We start from the raw sequence: 14,724 nt of genomic DNA, 5'->3' as shown, positions 1-14,724 counted from the left end.
GGGGGTCTACAGGTGACCGCCCACCTCAACCTCGCGCCCCGCACCCGACCAGCGCCCCTGGCCCCGCGCGGGTTTGCGCACGCGCCCACCCAGCCCAGCCCCGCGCGGGTTCGCGCACGTGTCCACCCAGCCCAGCCCCGCGCGGGTTCGCGCACGCGCCCACCCAGCCCAGCCCCGCGCGGGTTCGCGCACGTGCCCACCCAGCCCAGCCCATGCGGGTTTCCCACACCCAACCAACAACCTCCAGCCCGCGCGGGGTCAGGAACAGACGCCCAACAACCTCCCCCCGCGCCGGCCCACCGACCTCACTCCCACCCCCACCCTCTACCCCCACCGCCAACTTTGTCCTCCCACAGGACAAAGATCAAAGAATCTAGTGAAAAGGTCTTCCCCTCCCAGCAAAAGCCGGTTACGTTCTCGCCAAGCCCGACCCCCGCACCCCCCGCACCCCCGCACCTCGACCCGCCCACCCCCCAAAACCCCGAAGGGACGGCGTGATGCGCATGACCGCCCGCCCGCAGAACCCGCATCAGGCCACCCTGCTGCGGCTCCTGCGCGATGAGGGGTCCACCTCCCGTGCCGAGTTGGGCGACGTCGTCCATCTCTCGCGCTCCAAGCTGGCCGTCGAGTTGGAGAAGCTGGTCGCGCTCGGGCTCGTCGAGACCGCCGGGCTCGCCGCTTCGCGTGGTGGGCGGCGGTCCGGCATCGTCCGGCTCGCGCCCTCGCTCCGCTTCGTCGCCTTCGACATCGGCGCCACCTCCGTCGACGTCGCCGTCACCAACGGTGAGCTCGAAGTCCTCGGGCACGTCGGTGAGGAGTGCGACGTCCGCCAAGGCGCCACCGCCGTCCTGGAGCGGGCGCTCGAACTCCTCGGCAAGCTCCGTCAGGAAGGGCTGATCCCCGGCCCCGTCCACGGCACCGGCATCGGCGTCCCCGGGCCCGTCTCGTTCCGCGAGGGCATGCCGGTCGTGCCGCCGATCATGCCCGGCTGGGACCGCTTCCCGGTGCGGGAGGCCATCGGCCAGGAGCTCGGCTGCCCCGTCCTGGTCGACAACGACGTGAACATCATGGCCCTCGGCGAGCTGCACGCCGGGCCCGCCCGGTCGGTGGCCGACTTCCTGCTGGTCAAGATCGGTACCGGTATCGGGTGCGGTGTCGTCGTGGACGGCGCCATCTACCGGGGCGTCTCCGGCAGTGCGGGCGACATCGGGCACATCCGCGTCGACGACGAGGGCCCGCTCTGCGTCTGCGGCAACACCGGGTGCCTGGAGGCCTACTTCGGCGGTGCCGCGCTCGCCCGCGACGCCACCGAGGCCGCCCGTTCCGGCGCCTCACCGGCGCTCGCCGGGCTGCTCGGCGACCGGCCTTCGCTGACCGCCCAGGACGTCTCCATCGCCGCCGCCGGCGGCGATGCCGCGTCGGTGCGGCTCATCCGCGAGGGCGGGCGGCACGTCGGCCAGGTCCTTGCCGGGCTGGTCAGCTTCTTCAATCCCGGACTCGTCGTCATCGCGGGCGGCGTCGCCGGGCTCGGCCACACGCTGCTCGCCGAGATCCGCTCGGTGGTCTACCGCCGGTCGTTGCCGCTGGCGACCGGCAACCTCCCCATCGTCCTGTCCGAACTCGCGGGTACGGCGGGCGTCATCGGGGGCGCCCGCCTCATCAGCGACCACACCTTCACCCCTGCCTGACCGACCCACCCCTGCCTGATCCTCTTCCCCCGAGGAGGCCCGATGGGCCAGTACAACGGCGATCCGCCCGTCCTGTTGCGGATGCGCGGGATCGTCAAGCGGTTCCCGGGCGTGCGCGCCCTGGACGGCGTGGACCTCGACGTGCGCCCCGGCGAGGTGCACTGCCTGCTCGGCCAGAACGGCGCGGGCAAGTCCACCCTCATCAAGGTGCTGGCCGGGGCGCACCGGCCCGACGAGGGTGAGATCACCTTCGGCGGCGAGCCGTTCGCCCCGGCGACCCCGACCGCCGCCATGCGCGCCGGGATCGCCACCATCTACCAGGAGCTCGACCTGGTGGACGGCCTGTCGGTCACCGACAACGTCTTCCTCGGCCACGAGCGCTCCCGGCTCGGCTTCACCCGCCGCGAGGAGGGCGACCGCCGGGCGCGCGAGCTGCTGGCGCGGCTCGGGCACGGCGAGATCCCGCCGCGCCGCGAGGCCGGGCGGCTCCCGGCGGCCGGGCGGCAGGTGGTCAGCATGGCGCGGGCGTTGTCGCACGAGGCGCGGCTGATCGTGATGGACGAGCCGTCGGCGGCCCTGGCCCACGACGAGGTCGACAACCTGTTCCGCATCATCCGCGAGCTGACCCGCGAGGGCGTCGCCGTCGTCTACATCTCGCACCGGCTGGCGGAGATCCGCGAGATCGGCGACCGGGTGACGGTGCTCAAGGACGGCCGCACCGTCGCCCGCGACCTGCCCGCCCGCACCACCCCGACCAACGAGATCGTCGCGCTGATGACCGGCCGCGACATCGAGCACGCCTTCCCCGACCGCCCCGCCCCGGACGCCTTCGACGACCGGCCCGAGGTGTTGCGCGTGGAGGGCCTCACGCTGCCGGGCTCGTTCGAGGACGTGTCGTTCGCGGTGCGCGCCGGCGAGATCGTCGGGCTGGCCGGGCTCGTCGGCTCGGGCCGTTCGGAGATCCTGGAGACCGTCTACGGGGCGCGCCGCGCCACCGCCGGCCGCGTGCTGATCGACGGCCGCCCGGTGCGGCCCGGCAGCCCCGGCGCGGCCGTCCGGCGGGGCATGGGCCTGGCCCCCGAGGAGCGCAAGAGCCAGGCCCTGCTGCTGGACCAGAGCGTGGCCGCCAACATGAGCATGGCCGGGCTCGACCGCTACTCGGCGTTCGGCTGGCTGAACCGGCGGCGCGAGCGCGCCGACGTGCGCGCCCAGATCGCCGCCCTCGACATCCGCCCGCCCGACCCCGACCGCCCGGTCGCCACCCTGTCGGGCGGCAACCAGCAGAAGGTCGTGCTGGCCCGCTGGTTGCTGGGCGACCGGCGGCTGCTGGTGCTGGACGAGCCGACCCGCGGCGTGGACGTCGGGGCCCGCGCCGAGCTGTACGGGGTGGTCCGCGAGCTGGCCGCCCGGGGGATCGGCGTGCTCCTGGTGTCCAGCGAGGTGCCCGAGGTGCTGGGCCTGGCCGACCGCGTGCTGGTGGTGCGCGAGGGCCGGATCGTGCACGAGGGCGACGCCCGCGGCCTCGACGAACCGGCCGTCCTCAACCTGATCATGGAAGGGAGCGCGTTGTGACCGCAGGCGACACCGACCTCAAGACCGCCGCCGTGCCGAAGGCGCCGCGGGTGCGGCGCGAGGTCCACCACATCGGGCTGGTCGCCGCGCTGGTGCTGCTGGCGCTGGTGGGCGTGGTCACCGAGCCCGACAACTTCGCGACCTCCGGCAACGTGGCGGGCATCCTGGCGCTGGCCGCCACGATCGGCGTCATCACCGTCGGCATGACCTTCGTCATCATCGGCGGCGGCATCGACCTGTCGGTGGGCGCGCTGATGGCGCTGGCGTCGGTGTGGGCGACGACGCTGGCCACCCAGTCCTACGGCCCGGTGGTCATGGTGGTCTGCGCGCTGCTGGTCGGCACCGGCGCGGGCCTGGTCAACGGGCTGCTCATCGCCTACGGGCGGCTCGTGCCGTTCATCGCGACGCTGGCGATGCTGGTGGCCGCGCGCGGCCTGGCGCAGCGCATGTCCGACCGCAAGACCCAGCTCGTGCGGCCCGAGAACGACGCCATCGAGGCGCTCTCCACCACCAAGGTGCTGGGCCTGCCGCTGGTGGTGTTCATCTTCGCGGCCGTCGCGGCGGCCGGGTGGGTGCTGCTGAACCGCACCACCTTCGGCCGCCGAACCTTCGCCGTCGGCGGCAACCCCGAGGCGGCCCGGCTGGCGGGCATCGACGTGCGCCGCCACACCCTGATGTCGTACGCGCTGTCCGGCCTGTGCTGCGGCGTCGCGGCGATCATCATCATGGCCCGCACCACCACCGGTTCCAGCACCCACGGGGACCTGTACGAGCTGGACGCGATCGCCGCCGTCATCATCGGCGGCACGCTGCTCACCGGCGGGCGCGGCACCCTGGCCGGGTCGATCCTCGGCGTGCTCGTCTTCACCCTGATCACCAACCTGTTCATCCTCAACGGCCTGCAGACCAGCGACCAGCTCATCGCCAAGGGCGCGATCATCGTCGTCGCCGTCCTGCTGCAACGCCGCGGCCTGCGCGCCCCCACCTGAGCACGCCCCACCCGAGCACGTCCCCGTTGAGCGCCCCCACCTGAGCACCCCCCGCCGCCACCCATCCCCCTCCCTGAGCATCCCCCCTGCCTGACCCCACCCCTCAGGAGCACGCCCATGTCCGAGCACACCAGCGACCGCCCCACCACCCCCTCCCGCCGCGGCCTCCTGTTCGGCGGCGCCCTCGCCGCCGCCGGCACCCTGGCCGCCGCCTGCACCGGCAACGACCCCAAGGAGACCACCCCCGCCGCGCAGACCGGCAACCTCGGCGGCGGCGACAACGCCAAGCCCGGCCGCCCCGTCACCATCGGGTTCTCCGCCCCGGCCGCCGACCACGGCTGGATCGCCGCCATCACCAAGAACGCGCAGGCCGAGGCCAAGCGCTACTCCGACCTCACCTTCAAGCCGGTCGAGCCCACCAACGACATCAACCAGCAGATCTCGGCCGTCGAGTCGCTGATCTCGGCCAAGGTGAACGCGCTGGTGCTGCTGCCCAACGACGGCGAGCAGCTCAACCAGGTCGCCCGCAAGGCCATGGACGCGGGCATCCCCGTCATCAACCTCGACCGCGTCTTCCCCGACAAGCTCTCCTACCGGACCTGGATCGGCGGCGACAACTACGGCATGGGCGTGGCCGCCGGGCACCACGTGGGCCGCCGCCTCAAGGAGAAGGGCGTCGCCAAGCCCGTCATCGTCGAGGTGCAGGGCATCGCCACGCTGCCGCTCACCCAGGAGCGCAGCAAGGGCTTCGCCGACGCGCTGAAGACCTACGGTTTCTCCGTCACCGCCAAGCAGGACGCCAAGTTCACCGTGGAGACCGGCAACCAGGTCGCCAGCAACCTGCTCCAGGCCCACAAGAAGATCGACGCGCTGTGGAACCACGACGACGACCAGGGCGTCGGCGTGCTGGCGGCCGTCAAGCAGGCCGGGCGCAAGGACTTCTTCATGGTCGGCGGCGCGGGCTCGGCCAACGCCATGCGGGAGATCAAGTCCGGCGGCGTGCTGGAGGCCACCGTCACCTACAGCCCCACGATGGCGGCCTCGGCGGTGCGGGTCGCGCGGCTGATCGCGCAGGGCAAGGGCATGGCCGACCTGATGGAGCTGCAGGTCCCGCAGTCGCTCACGCTGACCTCCGAGACCGTCACCCGCCAGAACGTCGACCAGTACCTGCCGCTCGGCTTCGAGTCCTGACGGCGTGACCGACCAAGGAGGGTGCGCATGACGACAACACCGGGCGAGCTGGGGATCGGCCTGGTCGGGCACGCGTTCATGGGACGCGCGCACTCCCAGGCGTGGCGCGCGGTCGCGCCGTTCTTCGGGCCGCCGCTGACGCCCGTCATGGCCGTGCTGGCCGGTCGCTCCGCCGGCCGCGCCGGCGCGGCCGCGCGGCGGCTCGGCTGGGCGGCGGCCGTCACCGACTGGAAGGACCTGCTGCGCCGCGACGACGTCCAGCTCATCGACATCTGCACCCCCGGCGACACCCACGCCGAGATCGCGGTGGCGGCGCTGGAGGCGGGCAAGCACGTCCTGTGCGAGAAGCCGCTCGCCAACACCGTCGAGGAGGCCGTCGCGATGACGGCCGCCGCCGAGCGCGCCCGCGTCCGGGGCGTGCGCTCCATGGTCGGCTTCAACTACCGGCGCGTGCCCGCCGTCACGCTGGCCCGCGACATGATCGCGCAGGGGCGGCTCGGCACGCTCCGGCACGTCCGCGCCCAGTACCTCCAGGACTGGCTGGTCGATCCGGACGCCCCGTTCACCTGGCGCAGCGACCGCGACCGGGCCGGGTCGGGCGCGCTCGGCGACATCGGCGCGCACATCATCGACCTGGCGCAGTTCGTCACCGGGCAACACCTGACGGGCGTGTCGGCGCTCAGCGAGACGTTCGTGCCCGAGCGCCCGCTGCCGGACGGCGGCACCGCGCGCGTCACCGTGGACGACGCCGCGCTGTTCATCGGCCGCACCGGCGGCGGCGCGCTGGCCTCGTTCGAGGCCACCCGCTTCGCCGCCGGGCGCAAGAACTCGCTGCGCATCGAGGTCAACGGCTCGGCGGGCAGCGTGGCCTTCGACCTGGAGTCGCTGAACGAGTTGTGGTTCCACGACCACACCGAGGACCCCGCGACCGCCGGTTTCCGGCGCGTGCTGGTCACCGAACCCGTGCACCCCTACGCGGGCGCGTGGTGGCCGCCCGGCCACGTCCTCGGCTACGAGCACACCTTCACCCATCAGATGGCGGACCTGCTGGCCGCCATCGCGGAGGGCAGCGACCCCGCGCCCTCGTTCGCCGACGGCCTCCAGGTGCAGCGGGTCCTGGCCGCCGTCCAGGCCAGCGCCGAGTCCGGCGCGTGGACGCCCGTCGAGCAGCCAGCGGAAGGGAACCAGCCATGACCCGACCGGTCACCCTGTTCACCGGCCAGTGGGCCGACCTGCCGTTCGAGGAGGTCTGCCGACTGGCCGCCGGGTGGGGCTACGACGGCCTGGAGATCGCCTGCTGGGGCGACCACTTCGACGTGCGGGCGGCGCTGGCCGACGACGCCTACGTGCCGCGCCGGCTGGAGATCCTCGCCGAGCACGGCCTGAAGGTGTGGACGATCTCCAACCACCTCGTCGGCCAGGCCGTCTGCGACCATCCGATCGACGAGCGCCACGAGGCGATCCTGCCCGCCCGCATCTGGGGCGACGGCGAGGCCGAGGGCGTGCGGCGGCGCGCGGCCGAGGAGATGAAGGACACCGCCCGCGCGGCCGCCAAGCTCGGCGTCTCCACCGTCGTCGGGTTCACCGGCTCGTCGATCTGGCACACCGTGGCGATGTTCCCGCCGGTGCCGCCGTCGATGATCGAGCGCGGCTACGCCGACTTCGCCGACCGCTGGAACCCGATCCTGGACGTGTTCGACGAGGTCGGCGTGCGGTTCGCGCACGAGGTGCACCCGAGCGAGATCGCCTACGACCACCACACCACGGTGGCGGCGCTGGAGGCGGTCGGGCGCCGCCCGGCGTTCGGGCTGAACTGGGACCCCTCGCACATGATCTGGCAGGACGTGGACCCGGTGAACTTCCTGCACGACTTCCGCGACCGGATCTACCACGTGGACTGCAAGGACACCCGGCTGCGCGCCCGCGACGGGCGGCGCGGACGCCTGTCGTCGCACCTGCCGTGGGCCGACCTGCGGCGGAGCTGGGACTTCATCTCCACCGGGCGCGGCGACGTGCCGTGGGAGGACTGCTTCCGCGCGCTGAACGCGATCGGCTACGACGGCCCGATCTCGATCGAGTGGGAGGACGCGGGCATGGACCGCCTCCAGGGCGCGCCCGAGGCCCTGGAGTTCGTGCGGGCCCTGAACGCGATCACCCCGCCCACCGCCGCGTTCGACGCCGCCTTCGGCACGGAGTAAGGAGGAGCGAGCAGGAGGGACCGGCTGACGGTCAGACCGTCCGGAAGTCGGCGAAGTCGAAGCCGGGGGAGACCACGCAGCTCACCAGCACCTCAGCGTCCCCGGCCGGGCGTGCGGCCTGCCACACCCCGGCCGGGACCAGCGCCTGCGGCACCTGGCCGCGCTCCACGTCCGCGCCCATCGTGACCGTCTCGGCGTCGCCGGGGCGGTCACCGTTCCCGCCGAGCAGCAACGACAGTGGACCGCCCCGGTGCCACAACCACACCTCGTCGGAGCGCACGACGTGCCAGATCGACTCCTCGCCCGGCGGCAGCAGGAAGTAGATGCCGGTCGCGCTGGCGCGCTCGCCCGGATAGCCGTCGGGGGTGAAGGAAGGGGTGGTCCGCCACGTCTGCCGGTACCAGCCGCCCTCGGGGTGCGGCAGCAGGTCCAGGGCCTCGGCGGTGGCGGGGCGCGGGAGGACGGCGTTGTGCCGCCCGTCCGGGCCGCGCCGCAGGTAGCGGACGCGCGCGTCGGTGCGGTCGATCACGCCGCGCTGGCCCGTCTGGGGGTCCAGGTCGACGGCCAGGACCTGGCCGTCCTTGAACTCGGTGTCGGCGAGGGCCAGCGCGTCGGCGTCGTCGTCGGGTCCCCAGATCGCCCCGGCCTCGGCGAGGACGAAGCGGGGGCCGGACTGGGCGCGCCAGGAGTCGAGCGTCGTCAGCAGCAGCACGGTCCGAGCCTAACGAGTGTTCATGATCCCCCGTGGGAGGGAGGCGGCCACCCCGCGCGCGGGAGGTGCGGGAACGGCCCGCGCGGCGAGCATGAGGGCGTCGATGAAGATCCGTTCTGAGGAGACCCCATGGCCGCCACCGCACGTCCCGTTCCCCGCTGGGCCGAGTGGGCGGCGCACGCCGTGCCGCTGGTCGTGCTGCCGTCCGGTCTGTGGCGGTTCGCTCTGGGATTGGGGGTGCCGCTGGGCTTCGCCGAAGGGTCGGACCTGGCGGACTTCCCGCACCCGGTCGTCACGCCGTACGTGTTCGGGCTCAGCCTGGTCGCGGAGTTCTTCGCGTTCCTGACGCTCGGACTGGTGCGCGGCTGGGGCGAGGTGTTCCCCCGCTGGATGCCGCTGATCGGCGGCCGTGACGTGCCCGCGCTGGCGGCGACCGGCGTCGCCTCGCTGGGCGCGGTCGCCGTCTCCCTGATCTTCGGGGCGCTCGGGCTCGGCTGGCGGGACGCCATGGCCGCGCCCGACTCCCCGCACGGGTTCGGCGCGCTGGTCATGAGCGCGGCCTACCTGCCGCTACTGGCGTGGGGCCCGCTGCTGGCGGCCGTGACCGTGCACTACTACCTGCGGCGGCGGGGTCACTCCATCTCCGACAACCGCGCCGGGTCGAACACCAGCGGGAACGGCGTGTCCACCACCACCGCCTCGCCGGACTTGGCCTTGCGCCGCACCCGGTAGCCGTCGCCGTCCAGCTCCAGCAGCGTCATGGTCGGCCGCGGCTCCAGGTCGATGATCCAGTAGTGCGGGATGCCGGTGGCCGCGTACTCGGCGACCTTGGCGACCCGGTCGGCGCTCTCGCTGGCGGTGCGCGGGGTGACCACCTCGGCGACCAGGATCAGGTCCGGCCCGTAGTAGGAGCGCGTCTGGCGCTCCAGCGCGATGCGGGCCACGTCGCGCGCCACCATGAAGACGTCGGGCTTGCGGATCCCGGCGTGCGTGGTGACGTGCTGGGGCGCGCCCGCCACGTGCACGTCCGCGTCGGCCTGCCGCGCGGCGTCCTTGAGGATCGTGCGCAGCTGCTCGGCGGCGTTGTCGTGCCACATGTCGCCGGGCAGCTCGGTCAGCCAGCCGTGGGCCAGCTCGAACCGGTCCCCGTCGTCGGGCTGGGCGTCCAGGTCGTACAGGGTGTAGGGCCCGTGCGGGTGGCCGACCGCAACGCTCACCGGCACCGTCCTCCCGTGAAGATGATCAACGTGGGTTCGAATCTAGCCGACCGTCCGGCGGGCGGCCCGGCACAACGCGCCGGGAGTATCTCTCGATAGGAGAGGAAAAACGCGTTACGATACATCTCGACTTCGCCTTGACCCTCCCGGCGCGTGAGGGTTCACAGTGGGGGGCGGACCGCCGCGAAGGAGACAACCCCATGACCGTCGAGCAGCGCCCCGCCCTGCGGGCCTCCGACAGCGACCGCGACGAGCTGCTCGTCCGGCTGCACACCGCCTACGCCGAGGGCCGGCTGACCGAGGACGAGCTGGACGGCCGCATCGAGAGCGCCCTCGCCGCCCGCACCCAGGACGAGCTGGCGCGCCTGGCGGCCGACCTCCCCGCCGCCCGCCGTCCCGTCCCCGCCGCCCCCGCGCACGGTCCGAGCGGCGCGCGGCCGGCCGGGCGCTTCCAGCTCGCCTACAAGAGCACCGTGCGCCGCACCGGCCGCTGGCGGCTGCCCGACGTGCACACCACCGTCGTCTACAAGGGCAGTGGCCTGCTCGACCTGCGCGCCGCCGACCTGCCCGGCCAGGTCGTCACGCTGCGGGTGGTCGCCTACAAGTCCACGGTGCGGATCGTCGTGCCGGAGGGCGTGCGCGTGGAGATCAGCGGCGTCGGCGTCTCGGCCGAGACCCACGACGCCGCCGACGACGCCCCGGTCGTGCACGTCAAGGGGCTCGCCTACAAGGGCACGATCGAGGCAATAGATCATTTGCACCTCGCCTGAGGTGATATGAACACTCGCGCGGCCCTATCGGGCGCCGTTCGCGCCGATGTCCGTACGCGGACGGATTCGGCGCGGTTTGATGGTGAGCCGGCACGACCTCGCGTCGTGCGACGGCGCACGGCACCTGGCAGGCGAAGGAGCGGGAGTGACGGCGAAATCCCCGGAGCAGGACGGCATCGTGGCCGAGGACGCGGGGGAGGACCTCACCGGCCCGCTCGCCTCCCGGCGCATCCGGCGCCGCCTGGCCGCCGAGCCGCCCCGCCCGGACGACGTCCCGCCCGGCTCGGTGTGGCAGGCCGCCGAGACGGCCTGGCGCGCGGCGGGGGTGCCGTGGGCGCACGAGACGCCGGAGCGGGATCGGACCGTTCCGAAGGAACGTTCCGCACCGCGCCGCAAGGCGGCGCGTGCGCGTGCGACGGGCTCGGTGAAGGACGCGGCCCGACCGAAGGCCGAGACGAAGGTCGAGCCCCCGGCCGAGGCCAAGCCCGCGACCAAGCCGAAGCCCGCTGCCAAGCCGAAGCCCACGGCGAAGGCGGAGACCGCAGCTAAGAGGAAGCCTGCGGCGAAGCCGGAGCCCGCGCCCAAGGTTGAGCCCACGACCAAGGTCGAGCCCGCATCCACGGCCGTGCCCGCATCCAAGCCCGCATCCAAGGCCAAGCCCACGACCAAGGCCGCCTCGCAGTCCGAGGCCAAGCCCAAAGCCAAGCCCGCCGCTAAGCCTGAAGCCAAGCCCGCCGCCAGGAAGGCTCCGCCGCAGGCCAAGCCCGCTTCCGGCCGCTCCCGCCGCAAGGTCCTCGTAGCCGTCGCCGGAATCGCCGCCGTGGCCGCCGGAGGCGCGGTGTACGCCGTCACCGGCGACTCCGGCCAGGACGCCAAGCGCCCCGCCGTCGCCGGAGCCGTCCCGGCCGACGCCCTCTTCGCCGCCGACCCGGCCGCCAAGACCGACGGCCTCGCCCAGGACCTGTCCGCCGTCGTCTCGGCGGGCGGCACCATCGTCGCCGCCGGGGCCGAGACGCCGGGCAAGGGCCGGGAGCGCGCCCAGTTCCTCGTGTCGGGCGACGCCGGACGCACCTGGCGGCTCGCCAAGGTCCAGGCCGCCGACGGCTCCGAGCCGCTGCTCGGCGACCGGCCCCGCCTCCTGGCGGGCGACGCGGGCGGGTGGGTCGCGCTCGGCGTCTCCGCTACCGGTCCCGTCGTCTGGACCAGCGCCGACGCGCAGACCTGGACGCGCCAGGCGCCCAGTCCCGCCTTCCGGCCCGGCGACCAGGTCCTCGGCCTGGCCCGCACCGCCTCCGGCTTCGTCGCCGTCGGCGCGAGCGGCGGGCGCGGCGTCGTCTGGACCTTCGCCAACAACGCCTGGCAGCGCAACGACCGGCTGAACGCCACCAGCGTCACCGGCTTCGACCGCGTCGCGGCGAACGGCGGCACCCTGGTCGCGCACGGCACGTTCTCGCGCGTCGAGACCAAGAAGAAGAAAAAGCGCACGGTCCGGGGCGAGGGCGTGTGGCGCTCCGCCGACGGCGGCCGCACCTGGACGGCGGTCGTGCTGCCGCAGGCGCAGGGCTCCTACGGCCCGACCAAGGCCCTCGTCACCGGCCCCGGCGGCTTCTACGCCGTGCGCGAGGGGCAGCGCACCACCGGCCCGAAGAAGAAGCGCACCACCACCCGGTACGGCGTGGTGTTCGCCTCGCCCGACGGCCGTGCCTGGACGCCGTCCGCGCAGCTCAACGGCCCCGCGTTCGGCGGCGTCGAGCGTCTGGCCGGGTCGCCGTCCGGGCTGGCCGCGGTGATCCTCGGCAAGGGCGGCGCGCGGACGGTGCTGCGCAGCGGCGACGGCCGCGCCTGGCAGCCCGCCGGAGCGCCCGGCACCCCGTTCGTCGGCGGCCTCGCCGCCACCGCGACCGGCGTCGTGGTCGCCGGGCGCACCCCCGGCGAGGACCCCTACCTCGCCTCCGGCGGCACACCCGTGGACCTGCGCGCCGTGCCCGGCGCGCTGCGGGCCGACCGGGGCGTCTCCGCGATGGACGCCCGCGCCGGGCGCGTGGTCGCGGTCGGCGGCACCAACGGCGACGCCGCCGTGTGGACCTCGCCCGGCGACGATTCCTGGACCCGCGCGCAGACCCCCGACTTCGGCGGCGGCAAGGCGGGCGGCCCCGGGCAGCCGCGCCGCCACCTGACCGGCGTCGCGTCGGGCCCGTCCGGCTGGCTGGCCGTGGGACGCGTCGAGATGCCCAAGGGCGGCACCGCGCCGCTGCTGGCGTCCTCCGCCGACGGCGCGTCCTGGCGCGTGACGCCCGCGCCGCGCGGGATGCAGACCGCCGCCGGTGCCGTGCACGGCGGCTTCGGGCACGTGGTGGTCGGCATGTCCGGCGGGCGGCCGGCCGCCTGGCGTTCGGTCGACCTCAAGATGTGGATCCCCGGCTTCGGCGCGGTCAAGGGCGCGTTCGACGAACCCGGCTGGATGAGCGGCGTCGCCGTCACCTCCCAGGGTTACGCGGCGGCCGGCGGCCGTAGCGTGCAGGGCAAGGCGCGGCCCGCGCTGTGGACGTCCCCGGACGGCGTGAAGTGGACCGCCGCGCCCGCGCCCACGCTGCCGCCCGGCGTGGTCGCCGGAGGCTACTTCCAGGTCGTGGCGAACGGCGGCACCGTGGTCGCGCTGGGCTGGGGCGACCCCGCGCCCGGCAAGCCGCCGGTCGCGTTCTACGGCGTGTCCACCGACGCGGGCCGCACCTGGCAGAGCCGCGTGCTGGACGGCGCGGCGACGCTGTCCACCGCGAGCGCGTCCCCCAAGGGCCTGGTGCTGGCGGGCACGACGCCGCAGCGCGACGCGGCGTTGTGGACGTCGCCGGACGGGCTGACCTGGCGGCGGCTCCCGGCCGTCCCCGGCCTGGGAGGGCCCGGTGACCAGCGCGTCACCGCCCTGACGACCCGCGACGGCACGTTGCGGGCGGCCGCCGCCGAGGCCGGGCACCAGGGCGAGCGGTCGTTGTGGTGGCGGACAATGGTGCCATGATCGACGTTCTCGCCCCGTTCCCCCGGTACCCGCTCGGCCACCTGCCGACCCCGCTGGAGCCCGCGCCCCGGCTGGGCGAGGCGCTCGGCGGCCCGGAGATCTGGATCAAACGCGACGACTGCACCGGGCTGGCGCTGGGCGGCAACAAGACCCGCAAGCTGGAGTTCCTCATCGGGCGGGCGCTGGCCGAGGGGCACGACACCGTCGTCACGTTCGGGGCGGTGCAGTCCAACCACGCCCGGCAGACCGCCGCCGCGTGCGCCCGCGCCGGGCTGCGCTGCGAGCTGCTGCTGAGCCGGTCGGTGCCGCGCGGCGACACGTTGTACGAGACCTCCGGCAACGTGCTGCTGGACGGCCTGCTCGGCGCGCGCGTGCGGATCGTGGACGGGCTGGACGACACCGTCAAGGCGCTGGAGGAGATCGGCCCGGCCTGCGTCATCCCACCGGGCGGCTCCAGCGCGACCGGCGCGCTCGGCTACGTCGCCGCCGGGCTGGAGCTGGCCGCCCAGATCGGCCGCGACCCCGGGCTGCCCGACCGCGTGGACCGCGTCGTGGTCGCCACCAGCACCACCGGCACCGCCGCCGGGCTGGTGCTGGGGCTGGCGCACGCCGGGGTGGCCGCGACCGTCGAGGCGATCTGCGTCTACGAGCCCGCCGACGTCACCGCCGCCTCCCTGGACGCGCTGCTGGAGGAGACGGCCGAGCTGATCGGCGTGCCGGTCCCGGCCGGGGGCCGCCAGGTGCGCGACGACTGGTTCGGCCCCGGCTACGGCGTGCCGACGCCGGAGATGGCCGAGGCCGTGCGGCTGTTCGCGCGCACCGAGGGCGTGCTGCTGGACCCGGTCTACTCGGGCAAGGCCGCCGCCGGGCTGGCGGGCCTGGTCCGGGCCGGGGTGATCGGCGCGGACGAGACCGCCGTGTTCTGGCACACCGGCGGCTCGCCCGGCCTGTTCGTCTACCCGGAAGTGGTCAGGGAGCCGTGCTGAGGGCGGCGGGCGTCACCCGTTGCAACCGCAGGAACAACCCTTCGGGCATGAGCATCCACCGCCGTGTCCGCAACTGCATCCACCTTTGGTCATGGACGGAACGTACCTCCGCGGCGACAGCCCGTCTATGGCCCGGACGCGAGGTGGACCTGTCGCGGGCGGTCAGGCGTCGATGTGCATGTCGATGCCCAGCAGCACCAGGAACCACAGCAGGACGGCCAGCAGCGCGCTGACCACCTGGCGCACCAGCCCCTCGGTGATGTAGCCCCGGTCCACGGCGACGAAGACGCCGATCACGAGGTAGACCAGGGCGACGATGCCGATGGACCGGCGGCGGGTGCGGTAACGGGAGACCATGGCGGCGGCTCCTCTCAGGAGGTGTCGCCCG

General features: G+C 74.1%; 13 protein-coding genes. 10 read left to right on the top strand and 3 right to left on the bottom strand.

The genetic code is table 11. From position 1 onward, the window contains the following. Window positions 1-497 precede the first annotated feature (497 nt). The 6 genes from AH6_RS34970 to AH6_RS34945 all read left to right on the top strand — a co-directional run bounded on the left by AH6_RS34970 (window position 498) and on the right by AH6_RS34945 (window position 7,638). Window positions 498-1,688 (top strand): ROK family transcriptional regulator, encoded by a 1,191-nt coding sequence (locus tag AH6_RS34970; protein WP_218006003.1) that lies wholly within the window; start codon window positions 498-500, stop codon window positions 1,686-1,688. A 42-nt stretch (window positions 1,689-1,730) separates the two neighbouring features. Further along, on the top strand, window positions 1,731-3,260 hold the full coding sequence (locus tag AH6_RS34965; RefSeq protein ID WP_067488810.1) for a sugar ABC transporter ATP-binding protein: 1,530 nt from the start codon (window positions 1,731-1,733) through the stop codon (window positions 3,258-3,260). Further along, window positions 3,257-4,249: an ABC transporter permease gene (locus AH6_RS34960; protein WP_083983774.1), complete on the top strand. Its 993-nt coding sequence runs from the start codon at window positions 3,257-3,259 to the stop codon at window positions 4,247-4,249. The genes AH6_RS34965 and AH6_RS34960 overlap by 4 nt, the downstream gene beginning before the upstream one ends. Window positions 4,250-4,366: 117 nt before the next feature. Further along, on the top strand, window positions 4,367-5,440 hold the full coding sequence (locus AH6_RS34955) for an ABC transporter substrate-binding protein (RefSeq protein WP_067488809.1): 1,074 nt from the start codon (window positions 4,367-4,369) through the stop codon (window positions 5,438-5,440). 27 nt (window positions 5,441-5,467) lie between these two features. Further along, complete coding sequence (locus AH6_RS34950) at window positions 5,468-6,634, top strand: Gfo/Idh/MocA family protein (RefSeq protein ID WP_067488804.1); 1,167 nt, start codon at window positions 5,468-5,470, stop codon at window positions 6,632-6,634. Next, window positions 6,631-7,638, top strand: a complete 1,008-nt coding sequence (locus AH6_RS34945; protein ID WP_067488802.1) for a sugar phosphate isomerase/epimerase family protein — start codon at window positions 6,631-6,633, stop codon at window positions 7,636-7,638. Before AH6_RS34950 ends, AH6_RS34945 begins: the two co-directional genes overlap by 4 nt. A 31-nt stretch (window positions 7,639-7,669) precedes the next feature. Here the strand turns inward: AH6_RS34945 and AH6_RS34940 are convergent, their stop codons facing one another. Then, a complete protein-coding gene (locus AH6_RS34940; protein WP_067488819.1) occupies window positions 7,670-8,347 on the bottom strand; it encodes a cupin domain-containing protein in 678 nt (225 codons plus the stop codon). A gap of 132 nt (window positions 8,348-8,479) precedes the next feature. Here AH6_RS34940 and AH6_RS34935 point away from each other — a divergent pair, with 132 nt between their 5' ends. Further along, window positions 8,480-9,082 (top strand): hypothetical protein, encoded by a 603-nt coding sequence (locus AH6_RS34935; RefSeq protein WP_067488800.1) that lies wholly within the window; start codon window positions 8,480-8,482, stop codon window positions 9,080-9,082. Here the strand turns inward: AH6_RS34935 and AH6_RS34930 are convergent. Beyond that, window positions 8,983-9,567 (bottom strand): Uma2 family endonuclease, encoded by a 585-nt coding sequence (locus AH6_RS34930; RefSeq protein ID WP_067488798.1) that lies wholly within the window; start codon window positions 9,565-9,567, stop codon window positions 8,983-8,985. The two genes, AH6_RS34935 and AH6_RS34930, sit on opposite strands and share 100 nt — an antisense overlap. 200 nt (window positions 9,568-9,767) lie before the next feature. On the opposite strand from AH6_RS34930, the gene AH6_RS34925 reads away from it, so the two are divergent. The 3 genes from AH6_RS34925 to AH6_RS34915 all read left to right on the top strand — a co-directional run bounded on the left by AH6_RS34925 (window position 9,768) and on the right by AH6_RS34915 (window position 14,336). After that, window positions 9,768-10,337 (top strand): DUF1707 SHOCT-like domain-containing protein, encoded by a 570-nt coding sequence (locus AH6_RS34925; protein ID WP_067488796.1) that lies wholly within the window; start codon window positions 9,768-9,770, stop codon window positions 10,335-10,337. Window positions 10,338-10,482: 145 nt separating this feature from the next. Further along, a complete protein-coding gene (locus AH6_RS34920) occupies window positions 10,483-13,350 on the top strand; it encodes a hypothetical protein (RefSeq protein ID WP_067488795.1) in 2,868 nt (955 codons plus the stop codon). Beyond that, window positions 13,347-14,336, top strand: coding sequence for a D-cysteine desulfhydrase family protein (locus tag AH6_RS34915; protein ID WP_067488794.1), 990 nt, complete (start codon window positions 13,347-13,349; stop codon window positions 14,334-14,336). The genes AH6_RS34920 and AH6_RS34915 overlap by 4 nt, the downstream gene beginning before the upstream one ends. A 162-nt stretch (window positions 14,337-14,498) precedes the next feature. Here AH6_RS34915 and AH6_RS34910 read toward each other — a convergent pair whose 3' ends face one another. Beyond that, the gene (locus AH6_RS34910) at window positions 14,499-14,693 is read right to left on the bottom strand and encodes a hypothetical protein (RefSeq protein WP_067488793.1); all 195 of its coding nucleotides are present in this window, start codon (window positions 14,691-14,693) and stop codon (window positions 14,499-14,501) included. Window positions 14,694-14,724 lie beyond the last annotated feature (31 nt).

This window comes from Actinomadura hibisca NBRC 15177, from assembly GCF_001552635.1.
Classification (GTDB): Bacteria; Actinomycetota; Actinomycetes; order Streptosporangiales; family Streptosporangiaceae; genus Spirillospora; species Spirillospora hibisca.
This window is presented reverse-complemented; position numbering and strand designations above follow the sequence as displayed.

Coding starts and splice junctions, on each gene's coding strand:
- AH6_RS34970 (WP_218006003.1), top strand. CDS start 498: ATGCGCATGACCGCCCGCCCGCAGAACCCGCATCAGGCCACCCTGCTG.
- AH6_RS34965 (WP_067488810.1), top strand. CDS start 1,731: ATGGGCCAGTACAACGGCGATCCGCCCGTCCTGTTGCGGATGCGCGGG.
- AH6_RS34955 (WP_067488809.1), top strand. CDS start 4,367: ATGTCCGAGCACACCAGCGACCGCCCCACCACCCCCTCCCGCCGCGGC.
- AH6_RS34950 (WP_067488804.1), top strand. CDS start 5,468: ATGACGACAACACCGGGCGAGCTGGGGATCGGCCTGGTCGGGCACGCG.
- AH6_RS34945 (WP_067488802.1), top strand. CDS start 6,631: ATGACCCGACCGGTCACCCTGTTCACCGGCCAGTGGGCCGACCTGCCG.
- AH6_RS34935 (WP_067488800.1), top strand. CDS start 8,480: ATGGCCGCCACCGCACGTCCCGTTCCCCGCTGGGCCGAGTGGGCGGCG.
- AH6_RS34925 (WP_067488796.1), top strand. CDS start 9,768: ATGACCGTCGAGCAGCGCCCCGCCCTGCGGGCCTCCGACAGCGACCGC.
- AH6_RS34915 (WP_067488794.1), top strand. CDS start 13,347: ATGATCGACGTTCTCGCCCCGTTCCCCCGGTACCCGCTCGGCCACCTG.
- AH6_RS34910 (WP_067488793.1), bottom strand. CDS start 14,693: ATGGTCTCCCGTTACCGCACCCGCCGCCGGTCCATCGGCATCGTCGCC.